The organism is Streptomyces yokosukanensis (assembly GCF_001514035.1).
GTDB classification, from domain to species: domain Bacteria; phylum Actinomycetota; class Actinomycetes; order Streptomycetales; family Streptomycetaceae; genus Streptomyces; species Streptomyces yokosukanensis.
This window is the reverse complement of record NZ_KQ948218.1, coordinates 180,714-197,775: the sequence shown is the minus strand read 5'-3', so window position 1 is coordinate 197,775 and position 17,062 is coordinate 180,714. Positions and strand designations below refer to the sequence as shown.

Annotated in this window: 15 protein-coding genes; 4 read left to right on the top strand and 11 right to left on the bottom strand. The window is 70.3% G+C overall.

Annotated elements, in window-relative coordinates; all coding sequences use genetic code 11:
* Positions 1 to 10: 10 nt before the first annotated feature.
* A complete protein-coding gene (gene ftsY / locus AQI95_RS30060) occupies positions 11 to 1,210 on the bottom strand; it encodes a signal recognition particle-docking protein FtsY (protein WP_067130747.1) in 1,200 nt (399 codons plus the stop codon).
* A 170-nt stretch (positions 1,211 to 1,380) separates the two neighbouring features.
* Here ftsY and AQI95_RS30055 point away from each other — a divergent pair, with 170 nt between their 5' ends.
* Together AQI95_RS30055 and AQI95_RS30050 are read left to right on the top strand one after the other, a co-directional pair.
* Positions 1,381 to 2,832 carry a cytosine permease gene (locus AQI95_RS30055; RefSeq protein ID WP_067130743.1) on the top strand — a complete coding sequence of 484 codons (1,452 nt, stop codon included), beginning with the start codon at positions 1,381 to 1,383 and terminating at the stop codon, positions 2,830 to 2,832.
* A 195-nt stretch (positions 2,833 to 3,027) separates the two neighbouring features.
* On the top strand, positions 3,028 to 3,999 hold the full coding sequence (locus tag AQI95_RS30050; protein ID WP_067130740.1) for an LLM class flavin-dependent oxidoreductase: 972 nt from the start codon (positions 3,028 to 3,030) through the stop codon (positions 3,997 to 3,999).
* A 143-nt stretch (positions 4,000 to 4,142) separates the two neighbouring features.
* Here AQI95_RS30050 and AQI95_RS30045 read toward each other — a convergent pair whose 3' ends face one another.
* The 4 genes from AQI95_RS30045 to AQI95_RS30030 all read right to left on the bottom strand — a co-directional run bounded on the left by AQI95_RS30045 (position 4,143) and on the right by AQI95_RS30030 (position 10,537).
* Positions 4,143 to 5,561: a sugar porter family MFS transporter gene (locus AQI95_RS30045; protein WP_067130738.1), complete on the bottom strand. Its 1,419-nt coding sequence runs from the start codon at positions 5,559 to 5,561 to the stop codon at positions 4,143 to 4,145.
* A gap of 240 nt (positions 5,562 to 5,801) precedes the next feature.
* Positions 5,802 to 9,425 carry a chromosome segregation protein SMC gene (smc, locus tag AQI95_RS30040; RefSeq protein WP_067130735.1) on the bottom strand — a complete coding sequence of 1,208 codons (3,624 nt, stop codon included), beginning with the start codon at positions 9,423 to 9,425 and terminating at the stop codon, positions 5,802 to 5,804.
* Positions 9,426 to 9,669: 244 nt separating this feature from the next.
* The gene (locus tag AQI95_RS30035; protein WP_014675251.1) at positions 9,670 to 9,873 is read right to left on the bottom strand and encodes a hypothetical protein; all 204 of its coding nucleotides are present in this window, start codon (positions 9,871 to 9,873) and stop codon (positions 9,670 to 9,672) included.
* Positions 9,874 to 10,255: 382 nt separating this feature from the next.
* Positions 10,256 to 10,537: an acylphosphatase gene (locus AQI95_RS30030; RefSeq protein WP_031167288.1), complete on the bottom strand. Its 282-nt coding sequence runs from the start codon at positions 10,535 to 10,537 to the stop codon at positions 10,256 to 10,258.
* Positions 10,538 to 10,715: 178 nt separating this feature from the next.
* Between AQI95_RS30030 and AQI95_RS30025 the strand changes: the two genes are divergently transcribed.
* The gene (locus AQI95_RS30025) at positions 10,716 to 11,981 is read left to right on the top strand and encodes a CAP domain-containing protein (protein ID WP_067131063.1); all 1,266 of its coding nucleotides are present in this window, start codon (positions 10,716 to 10,718) and stop codon (positions 11,979 to 11,981) included.
* 70 nt (positions 11,982 to 12,051) lie between these two features.
* Here the strand turns inward: AQI95_RS30025 and AQI95_RS30020 are convergent, their stop codons facing one another.
* On the bottom strand, positions 12,052 to 12,645 hold the full coding sequence (locus tag AQI95_RS30020; RefSeq protein ID WP_067130732.1) for a flavodoxin family protein: 594 nt from the start codon (positions 12,643 to 12,645) through the stop codon (positions 12,052 to 12,054).
* Between the two features lie 106 nt (positions 12,646 to 12,751).
* On the opposite strand from AQI95_RS30020, the gene AQI95_RS30015 reads away from it, so the two are divergent.
* Positions 12,752 to 13,159, top strand: coding sequence for a winged helix-turn-helix transcriptional regulator (locus AQI95_RS30015; protein WP_067130729.1), 408 nt, complete (start codon positions 12,752 to 12,754; stop codon positions 13,157 to 13,159).
* Here AQI95_RS30015 and mutM read toward each other — a convergent pair.
* From mutM to AQI95_RS29990, 5 genes are all read right to left on the bottom strand, one after another.
* Positions 13,132 to 13,992 (bottom strand): bifunctional DNA-formamidopyrimidine glycosylase/DNA-(apurinic or apyrimidinic site) lyase, encoded by an 861-nt coding sequence (mutM, locus tag AQI95_RS30010; RefSeq protein ID WP_067130726.1) that lies wholly within the window; start codon positions 13,990 to 13,992, stop codon positions 13,132 to 13,134. The two genes, AQI95_RS30015 and mutM, sit on opposite strands and share 28 nt — an antisense overlap.
* A gap of 80 nt (positions 13,993 to 14,072) precedes the next feature.
* Positions 14,073 to 14,933: a ribonuclease III gene (rnc, locus tag AQI95_RS30005; protein ID WP_244188891.1), complete on the bottom strand. Its 861-nt coding sequence runs from the start codon at positions 14,931 to 14,933 to the stop codon at positions 14,073 to 14,075.
* 8 nt (positions 14,934 to 14,941) lie between these two features.
* Positions 14,942 to 15,115: a 50S ribosomal protein L32 gene (gene rpmF / locus AQI95_RS30000; RefSeq protein WP_003951102.1), complete on the bottom strand. Its 174-nt coding sequence runs from the start codon at positions 15,113 to 15,115 to the stop codon at positions 14,942 to 14,944.
* A gap of 2 nt (positions 15,116 to 15,117) precedes the next feature.
* The gene (locus AQI95_RS29995) at positions 15,118 to 15,762 is read right to left on the bottom strand and encodes a YceD family protein (RefSeq protein WP_067130720.1); all 645 of its coding nucleotides are present in this window, start codon (positions 15,760 to 15,762) and stop codon (positions 15,118 to 15,120) included.
* 180 nt (positions 15,763 to 15,942) lie between these two features.
* Positions 15,943 to 17,058 (bottom strand): ATP synthase F0 subunit B, encoded by a 1,116-nt coding sequence (locus tag AQI95_RS29990; protein WP_067130718.1) that lies wholly within the window; start codon positions 17,056 to 17,058, stop codon positions 15,943 to 15,945.
* Positions 17,059 to 17,062: the final 4 nt, after the last annotated feature.

Below are 17,062 nucleotides of genomic sequence, written 5' to 3'. Positions count from 1 at the left end.
TCGGTATGCGTCACTCGCCGATCAGGGCATCCACGAACGCCTCCGGCTCGAACGGTGCGAGGTCGTCCGCACCCTCGCCGAGACCGACCAGCTTGACCGGCACGCCCAGCTCCCGCTGGACCGCGACGACGATGCCGCCCTTGGCGGTGCCGTCCAGCTTGGTCAGCACGATGCCGGTGATGTCCACGACCTCGGCGAAGACCCGGGCCTGCACCAGGCCGTTCTGTCCGGTGGTGGCGTCCAGGACGAGCAGCACCTCGTCCAGCGGCGCGTGCTTCTCCACGACCCGCTTGACCTTGCCCAGCTCGTCCATGAGGCCGGTCTTGGTGTGCAGACGGCCGGCGGTGTCGATGAGGACGACGTCGACGCCCATCTCCTTGCCCTCCTTGACCGCGTCGAAGGCGACGGAGGCGGGGTCACCCGCCTCCGGCCCGCGCACGGTGTAGGCACCGACCCGCTCGCCCCAGGTCTGCAGCTGGTCGGCGGCGGCGGCACGGAAGGTGTCGGCGGCGCCGAGCACGACCGTACGGCCGTCGGCGACGAGCACGCGCGCGAGCTTGCCGGTGGTGGTGGTCTTGCCGGTGCCGTTGACGCCGACGACCATCACGATGCCGGGCTTGCGGTCCTCGGGCTCGGTCTTCACCGAGCGGTCGACGTCGGTGCCGATCAGCTTGAGCAGCTCCTCGCGCAGCAGACCGCGCAGCTCCTCGGGGGTACGGGTGCCGAGCACCTTCACGCGCTCGCGCAGGCCCTCGACCAGCTCCTGGGTGGGCTGGACGCCGACGTCGGCGGTGAGCAGGGTGTCCTCGATCTCCTCCCAGGTCTCGTCGTCCAGGTGCTCGCGCGACAGCAGCGTGAGCAGGCCCTTGCCGAGGGCGTTCTGGGAGCGGGACAGGCGGGCGCGCAGCCGGATCAGCCGGCCTGCGGTGGGCTCCGGGACCTCGATCTCGGGAGCCTCGACAGCGGGGGGCTCCTCCACGGCGACCGCGGGGCCGCCCGGTAGATCCACCTCCTCGATCGTCCGGCGCGGTTCGTCGCGCGGCGTCTCGGCCTCGTCGCCGACGTGCGGCTCGGCCGGGGGCGCGGTGATGTCGGGCGTCTTCGGGGGCGGCGGAGGCAGCGGCTTCTTGCGCCGGGTGCCCACGATCAGCCCACCGAGCGCGCCGATCACGACCACGGCGATGACTACAGCAAGGATGACGGTTTCCATAACCCGTCCAGTATCAGCCATGGGTGACGACGAGAGCCTGTTTGTGGCTTCCTCCGAGAGACAAACGCCACGTAAAGCGAGGAGTCGGAGCAAAGTACGATGGTGGCGGCTCTGTTGACGCGCGTAGAGTCCGATCGTCCACTGTCCCCCCACGTCTGGCCCGTTTCTTCATGACCAAAACCGTCGAGACCGAAGGCGCTCTCGAGACCCGAGGCATCGAGCAGGTCCCGGACCACGAACGCACCGCCAAGACCCGGGAGCTGTTCCCGACCTGGGTCGGCGCAAACATCAGCGTGCTGCTGCTGACGATGGGCGCGAGCCTCGTCGTGGCCTACCACCTGAACATCTGGCAGGCGCTCGTCGTCGCGGTGGCCGCGCCGATCGTGTCGTACGGGCTGGTCGGGCTGATCGGCATCGCCGGCAAGCGCGGCGGCGCGCCCGGGATGGCGCTCTCGCGCGCGGTCTTCGGCCAGCGCGGCAATCTGCTGCCCGGCTCGCTGATCTGGGTCGCGCGCTGGGGCTGGGAGACCATCAACGCGGTCACCGGCGCCTACGCGATGCTCACCATCCTGGACATCCTGTTCGACCTGAAGGCGAACAGCGTGCTGGACATGGTGACGCTGCTGATCTTCGTCGTCGCGACCTTCGCGATCTCCGGACTCGGCATCAACGCCGTGCAGAAGTGCAACAAGTACGCGACCTATTTCTTCGGTCTGTTCTCGGTGCTGGTGCTGGTGTACCTGGCCGTGAACACAAACTGGTCGAAGGTGATGCACCACGGCGCCGGTTCCACGGCCGCGGTGATCACCGGTGTCGGCATGATCGCGGCCGGCGGTGTCAGCTGGATCCCGACCGCACCGGACTTCACCCGCTACCTGCCGCGTACGGCGTCCTCGAAGGCGATCGTGGGCACGGCGGTCGGCGGCGCCGGCGTGGTCGTCCTCCCCATGGTCCTGATGGGCGCGGTGATGGCGGTGTCCACGCCGGACCTGGCCTCGGCCACCGACCCGGTGTCCTTCCTCGGCGAGATCCTGCCGACGTGGATCGCGGTGCCGTACCTGTGCATCGCGCTGATCGGCATGCTGCTGATCAACTCGATGTCGATGTACTCGGCGGGCTTCACCGCGCAGACCCTCGGCTTCAAGGTGCCGCGCCACTGGGCGGTCTCGGTGAACGCCGTGATCTCGCTGATCTTCGGCGGTGTGCTGATGCTGGTGGCGACGAGCTTCATGGGCTCGTTCATCGCCTTCCTGTCGCTGCTGGCGGTCGCCTTCTCCGCCTGGGTCGGCGTCTTCGGCGCGGACATGCTGCGCCGTACCGAGTACGACGGCGCGGCCATGGCCGACACCACCCGCGCCAGCGCCTACTGGTACAAGGGCGGCTTCTCCCTCGCGGCCGTGGCCGCCTGGGCGATCGGGCTGGTCTCGGGTCTGATGTTCACGACCTCGGACTGGTTCACCGGCCCGCTCGCGAAGAACAACGTCATCGGCGAGTACGGCCTCGGCTGGGTCGCCACGATCGTGGTCTCGGGCCTGCTCTACATGGCGCTGCCGAAGCCGGCGGTGGTCCACCCGGCCGAGGCCGCCGAGCCGGTCGAGGAGCCCGCGACCGTCGACGCCTGACGCCCGTCAGGCGCCGGGGCCGCAGATCGTCCGGATCGAGCCACAGTGCGATCCGGCCCCGGACGGCCTCCGCACGTGGATCCGTGGGTACGGCTTCGGTCATCCCGTGCGCCTACCTCCCGCCCCACCATAGCCATCTGACGCTGCGTCAGTTACCGTCCCCCTCCACCGCATCGCACCGGAGGGGGACTTCCCATGCCCGTCACGGTCGTCCGTTTCAACCTCGTCGCTCCCGGCGCCTCCCCCGCCGCCCTCTCCGCCCGCTACCGGGCCGCCCTGGAGATGGCCGCGTACGCGGACGAGCACGGGATCAGTACCGTGCAGACCGAGGAGCACCACGGCGCCGAGAACAACTGGCTGCCGTCGCCGTTCGCCTTCGCGGGCGCGGTGTTCGGGGCGACCCGGAACATCGCCGTGACGGTGTCGGCGGTGATCGGCCCGCTGCACGACCCGCTGCGGCTGGCCGAGGAGATCGCCGTACTGGACCTGCTCAGCGGCGGGCGGCTGGTGACGGTGGCCGGGATCGGCTACCGGCCCGAGGAGTACGCCCTGTTCGACGTGGACTGGAAGCGCCGGGGCCGGCTCCAGGACGAGCTGCTGCAGACCCTGTTGAGGGCGTGGTCCGGCGAGGAGTTCGAGTACCGGGGCCGTACCGTACGGCTCACCCCGCGCCCGTACACCGATCCGCACCCGCTGCTGCTGGTCGGCGGTTCCTCGAAGGCCGCCGCACGCCGGGCCGCCCGGCTCGGCCTGCCGTTCTTCCCGAGCGCCCATCTGCCGGAGCTGGAGGCGTACTACAAGGAGAAGCTCACCGAGTACGGCACCGAGGGCTGGACGATGATGCCGGCCGCCGAGACCCCGCTCCTGCACATCTCCGAGGACCCGGACCGGGCCTGGGCCGTGTACGGCGAGCACTTCCTGCACGAGGCGCGGACGTACGCGTCCTGGCAGTCGGGGCAGATCCGCTCGGCGGTGAAGTCCGGGGCGACGACGGTGGAGGAGCTGCGTGCGGAGGGCGTGTACCGGATCCTCACACCGGAGCAGTGCGTGGCGCAGGGGCTGGACAGCCTCGTCCTGCATCCGCTGGCCGGCGGCATGCCGGTGGAGGAGGGCCGGCGCAGCCTGCGGCTGTTCGCGGAGCGGGTGCTTCCGGCGCTGGGCGGCTAAGCGTCGCGGCGCCGTCCGGTGACGACACCGCCGCCCCCGCTCCGGGCAGTGACCGGAGCGGGGGCGGCGGATGGTACGAGGAGAGGGGCAGCGGGGACTTGGCCCTTCTCCTCGGTCTCGGGGGGGGGTGTCCTGGAAGAGGATCAGCCCATTTCCTCCAGCGCCTTGCCCTTCGTCTCCTTGACGAACTTCAGGACGAACGGGATGGAGAGCGCCGCGAAGACGGTGTAGATGATGTACGTGCCGGAGAGGTTCCAGTCGGCCAGCGACGGGAAGCTCGCGGTGATGGCCCAGTTGGCGATCCACTGCGCGGAGGCGGCCACGCCCAGGGCGGCGGCGCGGATCTTGTTCGGGAACATCTCGCCGAGGAAGACCCAGACCACCACGCCCCACGACAGGGCGAAGAAGAGGACGAAGATGTGCGCGGCGATCAGGGCCGTCCAGCCCTGGGTGCTCGGGAGCTTGCCGTCGACCAGGTGGTGGCTGAACGCCCAGGCCTCCAGCGCCAGACCGACGACCATGCCGACCGAGCCGATGAGGGCGAGCGGCTTGCGGCCGATGCGGTCCACGAAGATCATCGCGATCACGGTGCCGATGATGTTGATGATCGACGTCGTGAAGGAGTAGAAGAACGAGTCCGTCGGGTCGACACCGACCGACTGCCACAGCGTCGAGGAGTAGTAGAACGCGACGTTGATGCCGACGAACTGCTGGAAGACCGACAGGCCGATGCCGACCCAGACGATCGGCTTGAAGAAGAAGGAGCCGCCCAGCAGGTCCTTGAAGGTGGACTTGTGCTCGCTCTTCATCGCGTGCTCGATCTCGGCGACGCGCTCGTCCAGGTCGCCGCCCGTGCCCTCGACCTCGGCCAGGATCTCCTTGGCGCGCTCACGCTTGCCGACGGAGAGCAGGAAGCGCGGGGACTCGGGGATGGCGAAGGAGAGCAGGCCGTAGAGGACGGCCGGGACGACCATGACGCCGAGCATGACCTGCCAGGCCTCCAGGCCCATCAGGTGACCGCGCTGGTTGCCGCCGGCGGCGTTCAGCAGGCCCCAGTTGACCAGCTGGGAGATGGCGATGCCGACGACGATCGCGGCCTGCTGGAAGGAGCCGAGCCGACCGCGGTAGGCGGGCGGGGCGACCTCGGCGATGTAGGCCGGGCCGATGACGGAGGCCATGCCGATGGCGAAACCGCCGACAATGCGCCAGAAAGCGAGGTCCCACAGCGCGAAGGGCAGCGCGGAGCCGACGGCGCTGATGGTGAAGAGGACGGCGGCGATCTGCATACAGCGGATACGGCCGATGCGGTCGGCTATGCGACCGGCGGTCGCGGCGCCGATGGCACAGCCGATCAGGGCGATCGCGATGACCTGGGCGAGGGCCGCGGAGCCGATGTCGTAGCGGCTCCGGATCGCCTCGACCGCGCCGTTGATCACGGAGCTGTCGTAACCGAAGAGGAATCCACCCATGGCGGCAGCGGCCGCGATGAAGATGACGTGCCCGAGGTGCTCGGGATGAGCCGATCTGGATCCTGACTGAGGTGCCTGCGCTGTGCTGGTCACGTGTATCTCCTCGGGCCACGGCAACGCTGCCGGGTGGGGGGCGAGCCCTTCCAGGTGCTTCCAGTGGCGCATACGTTCACACCACTTACACCTGAAGGTAAAAGCAACGTTGCAGAGACTATGCCTTCAAGTTTCGAAGTCAATAGCCCAACGCCTGTGACTTTTCAGATATGGCCAACCACCTCACGTTCAAGAAGTGAACACGAGGTGGGTCAATCCCCTAGTGGATCTTGAAATGCCCTAACGAAGCCGCTGAGAGATGACCTTCGACACTCCGTCGCCCTGCATCGAGACGCCGTAGAGCGCGTCGGCGACCTCCATGGTGCGCTTCTGGTGCGTGATCACGATCAGCTGCGAGGCCTCCTGCAGCTCCTGCATGATCCGGATCAGCCGCTGGAGGTTGGTGTCGTCCAGCGCCGCCTCGACCTCGTCCATCACATAGAACGGGCTCGGCCGGGCCTTGAAGATCGACACCAGCAGCGCGACGGCCGTCAGCGAGCGCTCGCCGCCGGAGAGCAGGGAGAGCCGCTTGACCTTCTTGCCCGGCGGGCGCGCCTCGACGTCCACACCCGTGGTGAGCATGTTGTCGGGATCGGTCAGGATCAGCCGTCCCTCACCACCCGGGAAGAGCCGGCTGAAGACACCCTCGAACTCCCGGGCGGTGTCCCGGTAGGCCTCGGTGAAGACCTGCTCGACGCGCTCGTCGACCTCCTTCACCACCTGGAGCAGGTCCGCGCGGGTCTTCTTCAGGTCCTCCAGCTGCTCGCTGAGGAACTTGTGCCGCTCCTCCAGCGCCGCGAACTCCTCCAGCGCCAGCGGGTTGACCTTGCCGAGCTGCTGGTACGCCCGCTCAGCGGCCTTGAGCCGGCGCTCCTGCTCGGCCCGGTGGAAGAGCCTCGGCTGGTTGCGCGGGTGCTCGGGGTCCTCGGGCAGCACCTCGCCCTCGGCGGGGGGCGAGGGCGGCACCGGCTGATGCGGGCCGTACTCCTCGACGAGCCCCGCCGGTTCGACGCCCAGCTCCTCCAGCGCCTTGCTCTCCAACTGCTCGATCCGCATCCGCTTCTCGGCACCGAGCACCTCGCCGCGGTGCACCGAATCCGTCAACTTGTCGAGTTCCGACTTCAGTTCGCGGCCGGCGGTGCGGGCGGCGGTCAGCTCCTGCTCGCGCAGCGCCTTCGCGGCCTCGGCGGCGGAGCGTTCCTGCGCGGCGCGGGCGAGGGACACCTCGATGTGCGCGAGCAGCTGCCGGGCGCCGGAGGCGACGGCCTCGGCGACGGCCGCCTCGTGCCGCAGCCGGGCACGGCGCTGCTCGGCACGCACGCGTGCCTCGCGTTCCGCGCGGGCGGCCCGGTCCAGCGAATCGGCCCGCCCGGCGAGCCCCCTGACCCGCTCCTCATGCGTACGGACCTGGAGCCGGGCCTCCATCTCGGTCTGCCGGGCGTTGGCGCCGTCGGCGACGAGCCGGTCGCGCACGGAGGTGTCGGGCTCCTCCTCGACCGGCATCTCCTCGGCCACCGCCAGCCGCTCGGCCAGCTCCTCGGCCTCCTGCACGGCCTTCTCCAGCGCCTCCTGTGCCCGCGCGGCAGCCGCCGCGGACCGCTCGGCCTCACCCGCGGCCCCACGGGCCTGCCCGGCGAGCCGGCCCAGCTGCTGGGCCACGGCCGACTTCTCCCGGTCGGCGGCCCGGCGGCGCTCGCCCAGTTCCTCCACGAGGGCGGCGGCCTCGGTACGGCGTTCGGCCGCCGTCCGCTGCTCACCGGCCAGCTCCTCGCAGCGCACCGCCAGTTCGGCCAGTTCGGCGGCGGCCTCGTCCACGGAGGCCTGCACCTCCAGCAGACTCGGCGCCCCGGCCGAACCGCCGTGCGCGAAGTGGGTCCCGAGCAGGTCGCCGTCGGCGGTCACGGCCGTCAGCTCCGGGCGGGCGTAGACCAGGTCCTCGGCGTCCTCCAGAGTGCCGACGACCACGATTCCTTGCAGGAGGCGGCGGACGGCGGGCATCAGCTCGGCAGGGCCGCGAACCAGGTCGGCGGCCAAGCGCGCACCGGGAGGTGCCGTGGTCTGCGCTCCGGCGACCGCGGGTTCGTCGTGGCTGGACGCGCAGTTCCCCGCGCCCCTTTGGGGCACCTCCCCCGAGGTCGGCTCGACCGCCCCTGCCAGCAGCAGTGCCGCTCGGCCGCCGTCCTGCTTGCGCAGCAGACGAATCGCTTCGGCCGCTGCCGCCGGGGTCGACACGGCGATCGCGTCCGCCGCCGCGCCGAACGCCGCGGCCAGCGGGGTCTCGTGACCCGGGGTGACGGTCAGCAGTTCCGCCGCCGGACCGAGGACGCCGGTGAGGCGGTCCCGGGCGCCGAGCAGTATGCCGGTGCCGTCCTTGCGGCGCAGGCCCAGAGCCAGGGCCTCATGGCGGGCCTGGGTCGCGGCGCGGCTGCGCTCGGCCCCGGTGAGCGCCTCGCGGGCCGCGCCCAGTGCGGACTCGGCCTCCGCGAGCCGGCCCTTGGCCGCCTGGTGCTGCTCGGCCAGGTCCGCGTCGTCCGCGTCGAGGCCGTCGACCTCGGCCTTGAGCGTCTCGTACTCCTCCTGAGCCCGGGTGGCGCGTTCCTGTGCCTCGTCGCGGGCCGTGGCCAGCCGGTCGATCTCGGCCTGGGCCGAGGCGGCGCGCGAGCGGGCCGCGTTGACCTGCCCGTTCAGCCGGGCCAGCCCCTCACGGCGGTCGGCGATGGCGCGGGCCGCGTCCTTCAGCCGGCGCTCCTCGGCGGCCAGTTCGCGCTCCAGATCGGCGCGATGGGCGATGGTGTCGTCGAGGGCGCGCTGGGCCGCTTCCAGGGCGGCCTCCAACTCGGCCTCCTGCTCGCGGATGCGGGCGGCCTCGCGCTCCAGGTCCTCGGGGTCGCGACCGCGGGATTCCTCGGGCGGCGCGGACGTGGCGCTCTTGACCCGGGCGTCGGCGAGCGAGACGGTGCCGCGGACGCGTTCGGCCAGCTGGGACAGCTCGTACCAGGTCTGCTGGGCGCGCTGGAGGCGGGGCGCGAGCTGCCGTACCTCGTCCTCCAGCAGGGCCTCGCGCTGGAGTGCCTTCTTCAGTTCCTGTTCGGCTGATTCCTTGCGTTCCTTCAGGGCCGCCTCGTCGGCGATCTCGGACTTCAGCGCCTCGCGCAGCCGTACCAGGTCGTCGGCGAGCAGCCGCAGGCGGGCGTCGCGGAGGTCCGCCTGGATGACGGCGGCCCTGCGTGCCACCGCCGCCTGCCGGCCGAGCGGTTTGAGCTGGCGGCGCAGTTCGTCGGTGAGGTCCTGCACGCGCGCGAGGTTGGCCTGCATCGCGTCCAGTTTGCGCAGGGCCTTCTCCTTGCGCTTGCGATGCTTCAGCACGCCCGCGGCCTCCTCGATGAAGGCGCGGCGCCCCATCGGGTCGGCGTGCAGGACGGAGTCGAGCTGGCCCTGGCCGACGATGACATGCATCTCCCGGCCGATGCCGGAGTCGGAGAGGAGTTCCTGGATGTCGAGGAGCCGGCAGGTCTCGCCGTTGATCTGGTACTCGCTGCCGCCGTTGCGGAACATGATCCGCGTGATGGTGACCTCGGCGTACTCGATGGGCAGTGCCCCGTCGGAGTTGTCGATGGTCAGGGACACCTCGGCGCGGCCCAGCGGGGGACGCCCCGTGGTGCCGGCGAAGATGACGTCCTCCATCTTGCCGCCGCGCAGCGACTTGGCGCCCTGCTCTCCCATGACCCAGCTGAGCGCGTCCACGACATTGGACTTGCCCGAGCCGTTCGGTCCGACGACACACGTGATACCCGGTTCGAACCGGAGCGTGGTCGCGGAGGCGAACGACTTGAAGCCGCGCAGGGTCAGGGCCTTGAGGTGCACGCCGCTGGACTCTACCGGGCGGCGCTATCTCACTCCATGAACCCTCGCAACCGCGCGGTTTCGCCATTGAACATGCAGGGCACACCGTACGTTAAAGACGGTGAAAGGATGCGTGGGACAAGAAGGAAGGGACGCCGAAGCGTCCCTTTGCGACTCTGGCGGCCGGGTTACGGTCGCCCGATCAACTGAGCGGTTGATACGGCAGCCCGATCGCTGCGACTGCTGTCGTGGAGCGATGCAGTGATCAGGTGAGCGCAGGCTCCGCCTGGTGTGCGTCGATGCTCTCCATGATCCTGTCCTGAGAGGCGGCAGCCGTCAGCGCTTCGTTCTCCGCCTGGATCCTGACCAGCTCGGACTCCAGGTCCTGGACACGCTGCTGCAGCCGTCGCATCTCGGCGAGGAGTCGAGGGTCGGAGCCGCCGACGTAACCGAGAAGCGCCTTTGCCATGATGGATGGTCCTCCACACTGAGTGACCGACCGATGCGGTGTGGGTCGTGAGGGATTCGCACCCGCGGTGCTTGGCACATCCGGGTGTTGCTCTGCTGTTGCTCCATGCCAAACAGCTAAGGTGCGCGGGGCTTTCAGCGTCTCACCAAAAAGTTTGACGGTCAACACGATCACGCCCTGTATTGGCGGGCGGACCGGGGCGCGCGGCCGAGAGAGCGGCGGCGCTGCGAGTCGTCCGGGGCCCTCAGGGCGTGGCGATCAGCTGTACCAGCGGAGCCTGCCATGCTGGGCCGTTCTTGGCAACCACCAGGTCGTTTCTGCTTCCCGCACGTGCCCCCGGCAGCTCACCGCGCGCCGGCCTGCGCATCTTTACAGAATCGGGTCAGCGGATGGCGAAGCCGTCGTAGCCACCGCGCGGTGTGTCCCAGATCTCGGTGACTCCGTCCACACGTCCGGGCGTGTCGTCGCCCTGGAGCCAGTCCAGGAGCCCCTCGCAGCCCTCGCGCGCCCCCTCCGCGACCACCTGGACGCGACCGTCGGCCAAATTGAGAGCAAAACCACTCAGGCCGCCGATCTCCAGTGCCTTGGCACGCGTGAACCAGCGAAAACCCACACCTTGCACGCGTCCACGCACCCAGGCGACCAGTCGTACATCCTCGCTCATGGGTGCAACCTAACCGGCCGATGTCGCTCAGGACACGTCGCCCTTCAGCGGCATGGGGTAGCGTCCGCACCCAATGAATCTCATATGAAACTCGCTCGATCGAGTGAGTCTGGTCGGCCATAGGGAGTCATTCGCCCAGGTGCCGGTCGACCGCGAGGACGAGGAAGAGGGCAAGGACATGGGACGCCACCGACGCTCCGCCGCCGGCCGCGCCACCCGGGGCCGCGCCACGGGGGGCATACGCGCGCAAGGCTCCGCGAGCGGCGGCGGCGACCCACAGGATTCCTATACGAGTGAGATCGCCCGGCGGGACTCCTACACGAGTGAGATAGCCCGGCGGGACGCGTACACGAGCGAGATCGCCCGAAGGGACTCGTACGCCGGCGAGATCGCCCGCCGCGACCAGGCGCCCCGCGGCATCGCGCCGTATCTGAACCCCGAGGCCTACGCCGAGGCGACCGGTCTGCGTCCGCGGTCCTATGGCGATGCGACCGCAAAGGCTCATGCCTACCTCTTCGCACAGGAGGGCGGGGGCCCGGCGGGCCCCGGGGGCGGTGGCCACACGCCGCCCGGCGCCCCCTCCCCCGGCCACCGGCGCCGGAAGAAGAGCGCCAAGCCGGTGCGCGCGAGCCTGATCGGGATGTCCGCCGCGGTCGCCCTCGGCACGGCGGCGGTGGCCTCGGGCGTGGTGCCGGGTCTGCAGAACTACAGGCTCGGCGGTGACACGCACGCCGGCAGCGACCAGGTCCAGGCCGCGGACGCCCCCAGCAACACGGCCGCCGAGCAGGGCGGCACCTCCGGCAGCGCGAACGGCGTCCCGGGCGGCGACAGCCGCGCCGGCGGCGTCGGCACCAGCCGGGACTCCGCGCGACCGCAGTCCCCGAGCCCGTCCGCCTCCCCCTCGACGTCGCAGACGGCCTCCGCCACGCCCACCCCGTCGACGACGGCGACGGCGCCCACCGGGAAGGCGGCGCCGCACGCGACGCCGTCCGCCAAGCCGAAGAACACCCCGTCGCACAAGGCGAGCGAGGCGCCCAAGGCGGGTGCGGCATCGGTGTCGGCATCCTCCGCCAAGGCCGAGGCCGAGGTGCTGAAGCTCGTCAACCAGGAGCGGGCGAAGGTCGGATGCAGCCCGCTCTCGGCCGATTCCGCACTGCGCAAGCTCGCCCAGTCCTTCAGCGACGACATGGCCGCGCGCGGCTTCTTCGACCACACCGACCCGGACGGCAAGACGCCGTGGGACCGGGCGGCGGCGGCCGACATCACGGACCTCGGCGGCGAGAACATAGCCCGCGGCCAGGCCGACGCGGCGGCCGTGATGCAGGCCTGGATGAACAGCCCTGGCCACAAGGCCAACATCCTGAACTGCGACTTCAAGACCCTCGGCGTCGGTGTCCACTTCGGCTCCGGCGGGCCTTGGTGGACGCAGGACTTCGGCTACTGAGGCCGGGCTCGGCCCAGTGGTCGGTGGTGCCGTGGACCGTGGCGCCGCGATGCCGTAGTGCCGTGAACCGTCACTGAGCCGGTACGGCGGCACGCCCCCGGGCGAAGGTCCGCGCCGTCTCGGCGATCCGCCGGCCCAGGTGCTCGGCCGTGGCGATGTCGGCCTTGTGGACGGCCTCGGGCCCCTGGTCGTTGTTGCTCTGCGCGGCGGCACCGGCGAAGAAGCCGAGGCGGTTGAGGTCGTTCTCGGATGCGGTGCTGGAGTTCCAGCCGGGGAGCAGGCCCAGGTTGACCCAGGTCATGCCGTGCTGGGCGGCGAGCGTCTGGAAGAACTGCAGGGTGTGCAGCTTGTCGCCGCTCTTGGAGGCCGAGTTGGTGAATCCGGCGGCCAGCTTGTCCTTCCAGTCCTGGCCGAACCAGCGCTTGGAGGTGGCCTCGGCGAAGACATGGAAGGCGCCGGACGCGGTGCCCATGTAGGTCGGCGATCCGAAGACGATCGCGTCGGAGCGGTCCAGCGTCTCCCACTGCTCGTCGGTGATCTCGTCGACCTTGACCAGATGCACCTCGGCGCCCGCGTCGGCGGCACCGGCGCGGACCGCCTCGGCGATCACGGCGGTGTGGCCGTAGCCGGAGTGAAAGGCGATGGAAACGACAGGGGTGGTCACGAAGACTCCTCGAATGGGCAGCTCGGAAGCAGTGACCTCAGGAAAGCACTAACTTCAGGTTAGTGCAAGCTCGCGGTTAGCGCTGTGCACGCGTATCCTTGCCGGTATGAGTGCCGGTATCAGCGCCACCCCCGAGGACCACGACGACCTCGCCTACGACGTCTTCGCGAAGGCCTGCCCGTCCCGCGGCACGCTGGAGCACGTCACGGGCCGCTGGGGCGGACTGACGCTCGGCGCGCTGCACGAGGGCTCGCTGCGCTTCAACGAGCTGCGCCGCCGCGTCGACGGAGTGAGCGAGAAGATGCTGTCCCAGACGCTGCACGCGCTGGAGCGCGACGGCCTGGTGCACCGCGAGGCGCAGCCGACCAACCCGCCGCGCGTGGACTATGAACTGACTCCCCTGGGCCACCAGGTCGCCGAACGCCTGCTCGCCCTCATCGTCTGTGTGGAGGGCTCGATGGACGACGTCCTCGCGGCACGCGCGCGTTACGACGAGACGCGCGGCGCCCTCTGACACTTCGGGCAGAAGTAGCTGGAGCGGTTCATCCAGGGGCGACGGCGGATCGGTGTGCCGCACCGCTTGCAGGGCTCGCCCTCGCGGCCGTACGCGTCCAGGGACCGGTCGAAGTAGCCCGACTCGCCGTTGACGTTGACGTACAGGCTGTCGAAGCTGGTGCCGCCGACGGCGAGCGCCGCGTTCATCACGTCCCGGACATGGCCGAGGAGTTCGTTCGTCACCGGGCGGGTGAAGTTCGCCGTCGGGCGCTCGTAGTGCACGCGGGCGCGCCACAGCGCCTCGTCCGCGTAGATGTTGCCGACGCCGCTGATCAGCGACTGGTCCAGCAGGGCCCGTTTGACGGTGGTCCGCTTGCGGCGCAGCGCCTGGTGGAAGGCCTCGTCGTCGAACAGCTCGTCCAGGGGGTCGCGGGCGATGTGCGCGATGACGTCCGGCAGGCCCTCGGGGGTGTTGTCGTGCAACGACAGTCCGCCGAAGGTGCGCTGGTCGACGAAGCGCAGTTCCGTGCCGAGGGAGTCGGCGAACCGGACCCGGATGCGCAGATGCTTCTCGTCCGGCGCCTCATGGGGCTGCACCAGCAGCTGGCCGCTCATGCCGAGGTGGGCGAGGACGGACTGGTCGGTCTCCTCCAGCGGCAGCCACAGGTACTTGCCGCGGCGGCGCGGGGTGCCGATGTGGTGGCCCTTGAGCCGGTGCGCGAAGTCCTCGGCGCCCGCGACGTGCCGGCGTACGGCGCGCGGGTGCAGCACCTCGACCTCGGCGACGGTGCGATGCGCGACCCAGCGCGCAAGACCGCGCCGGACGACCTCGACCTCGGGCAACTCGGGCATCGGGACCCCCGTACAGAGCGGTGGACGAGCCGAGCGCCCGCCCCGTCAGCGGCGGGGCGGGCGCTCGGTACTGCTGTGGGTCAGGCGGGAGCGGACGACGGGTCGCCGTCCCTGGAGGCGGCTCGCTCGGCCGCCGGGGCCGCGTCGCCGTCCTTGGCGGCCGCTTCCTCGGCCGCCTCGGCTCGCTCGTCCGCCGCGGCCTTGATGGCCCGCCAGGCGGACTCGGCAGCCTGCTGCTCCGCCTCCTTCTTGCTGCGGCCGGTGCCGGTGCCGTACGAGACGCCTCCGACGCGGGCGGCAGCAGTGAAGGTCTTCTCGTGGTCGGGGCCGGTCTCCGTGACGAGGTACTCGGGCACACCGAGCCCCTCGGTCGCGGTCAGCTCCTGGAGGGACGTCTTCCAGTCCAGGCCGGCACCGAGGTTCGAGGACTTCTCGATCAGCGGGTCGAAGAGCCGGTGCACCAGCTCGGACGCCGAATCGAGGCCCTGATCGAGATAGACCGCGCCGATCACCGCTTCCAGGGTGTCGGCGAGAATGGATGCCTTGTCCCGGCCGCCCGTGCCCTCTTCACCACGGCCGAGCCGGATGAAGGAACCCAGGTCGAGACCACGGCCGACCTCCGCCAGCGCACGCGAGTTGACCACCGCGGCCCGCAACTTGGCCAGCTGGCCTTCGGGCAGGTCGGGGTGGGTGCGGTACAGCGTGTCCGTGACGACGAGGCCGAGCACGGAGTCCCCGAGGAACTCCAGCCGCTCGTTCGTCGGCAGACCGCCGTTCTCGTACGCGTAGGAACGGTGGGTCAGCGCACGCACCAGAAGGGCGGACTCGAGCTGGTAGCCGAGCCGCCCTTCCAGAAGCGTGTGGGACGAGGCCTGATTGTCCGCTGGGCTCCCGCTCGCACGGGAGGAACTCTTCTTGGGCGTGGACACAGTGCCTCTCACCAGCCCGCTCAGACTTCGAGGACCTGGCGCTTGTTGTAGGTGCCGCAAGACGGGCACGCAATGTGCTGCTGCTTGGGCTCGTGGCAGCGCTCGCACGCAACCAGGGTGGGGACCGCAGCCTTCCACTGCGACCGGCGGTGGCGCGTGTTGCTGCGCGACATCTTCCGCTTCGGAACAGCCACGGCTACTTCTCCTGCTTCTCGTCGACGCCCGCTTCGGCGCCGCTCATCTCGTCCTTCTCGCCGTCTTCGAGTGAACCGGCGAGTCCCTGCAAAGCCGCCCAACGGATGTCGACGGCGTTGTGGTGGTGGTCCGGGTCCTCCGCGAGCCGCGCCCCGCACTCGGAGCACAGGCCCGGGCAGTCTTCCTGACACACCGGCTGCATCGGCAGTGCGAGCACCACCGCATCGCGCAGCAGAGGTTCGAGGTCGAACATTCCGTCCTCGAGGAAGAACCTGTCCTCGTCGTCCTCGGCGTCGTCGCCCGGTTCCGCGATCACACGGCCCCGGTCGTCGGCGTCAGGGTACGAGAACAGCTCCTGGAAGTCCGCTTCGAGCTCCAGCCCGACCGGCTCCAGACACCTTACGCACTCCCCCTCGGCCTGTGCACGGGCGGTGCCTGTGACGAGCACCCCTTCCATGACCGACTCGAGTCGGAGTTCGAGCTCCAACGGGGCGCCTTCCGGCACCATGATGACTCCCTGGATGCCGAGATCCACGGGAGCGTCGATCGTGCGGGTCAGGCGCTGCAGCGCGCCAGGCCGCCGGCCCAGCTCGTGTGTGTCGAACACGAGAGGGTTGCGGTGGTCGAGGCGGGCGTTGGAAGCCATTCCTGCTTTCGATCTTCGAACTCGAAGGGACGCCACCCGTCGGTGTTCCGGGCAGCGCTGATCGCGGACATACACGCGACCGAAGAGCCAGGATACTGGACCTTGCGCTCTCGGCCCAATCCGGTGGTCGGCGGGCGGTCGCGCCGGGCCGCGCCCCGCGCCCCGCGGACTCCTCGCGCCCTACAGTCCCCGGCCCTGCTCGTACGCCCGGAGCTGCTCCGCGCTGATCATGCCGGTGTCGAAGAGGCTGGTCTCGTCCAGGGCGTAGCCCTGCTGCGCCTGGTGCTGGTGGGACTGCTGCTGGACCTGCTGAGGGTCGTACGCGGCCTGCTGGGGGTCGTAGGCGCCCTGGTAGGCATAGGGGTCGGCCTGCTGGTAGCCGTACGGGTCGTGCTGGGCGTAGGCGGCGGGCTGCTGCGGGAAGCCGCCGTAGGGGTCCTGCTGCTGGTCGGCGGGGGCGCCTCCCACCGGAGCGTAGCCGGGGGTGGGGGAATAGGCCGGCTGCGGCTCGTACGACGGCTGCTGCGCGCGCTGCGGCTGTACGGGCTGGGCGGTGCGCTCGGCGGAGATGTCCCGGTCCGCGAGGGCGGCGAGGTCGGCGAGGTAGTCGGCGTCGCTGGAGTGCTGGAAGGTCGTGGTGTCGTCGGCGAGGGCGCCGAGGTCGTCCGTGGCGATCCGGCCGTGCAGCTTCTGCCGGCCGCGCCCGACGGCCTCCAGGGTCTTGGCGAGGACCGCCTCGAAGGCGCCCAGCTTGGCGTCGACGTACTGGTCGGCGGTGTGGCGCAGGGTCTCGGGGTCGTGGCTGCGCTCGGGGGCGTCCTCGTCCTCGTAGCCGTTCTCGTCGAGGCCGGGGCCGGTGCCGAGCAGCTTCTCGCGGCCGCGGCCGACCGAGCCGAGGGTCTTGGTGAGGACGACCTCGAAGTTGGCGAGCTTGGAGTCGACGTAGTCGTCGGCCTCGGCGCGGATCTCCTCGGCCTCCTGGCGGGACTCGGCGAGGATCCGGTCGCCCTCGTTCTGGGAGCGGCGGGCGATCTCGGTGTCGGAGATCAGCGAGCCGCGCTCGGCGTGCGCGCTCTCGATGATCCGCTCGGCCTCCTGCCGGGCCTGCTCGACCATCTGCTCACGGCCGCCGATCAGCTCCTGCGCCTGCGCGAGGGAGCCGGGCAGGGCCTGGCGCACCTCTTCCAGCATCGCGAGCAGCTCGGCGCGATTGATCACGCAGGACGCCGACATGGGCATGGCCCGGGCGCCGGCGACCGCGGAGACGATCTCGTCGAGCTTCTTCTGCACGTCCACCTGT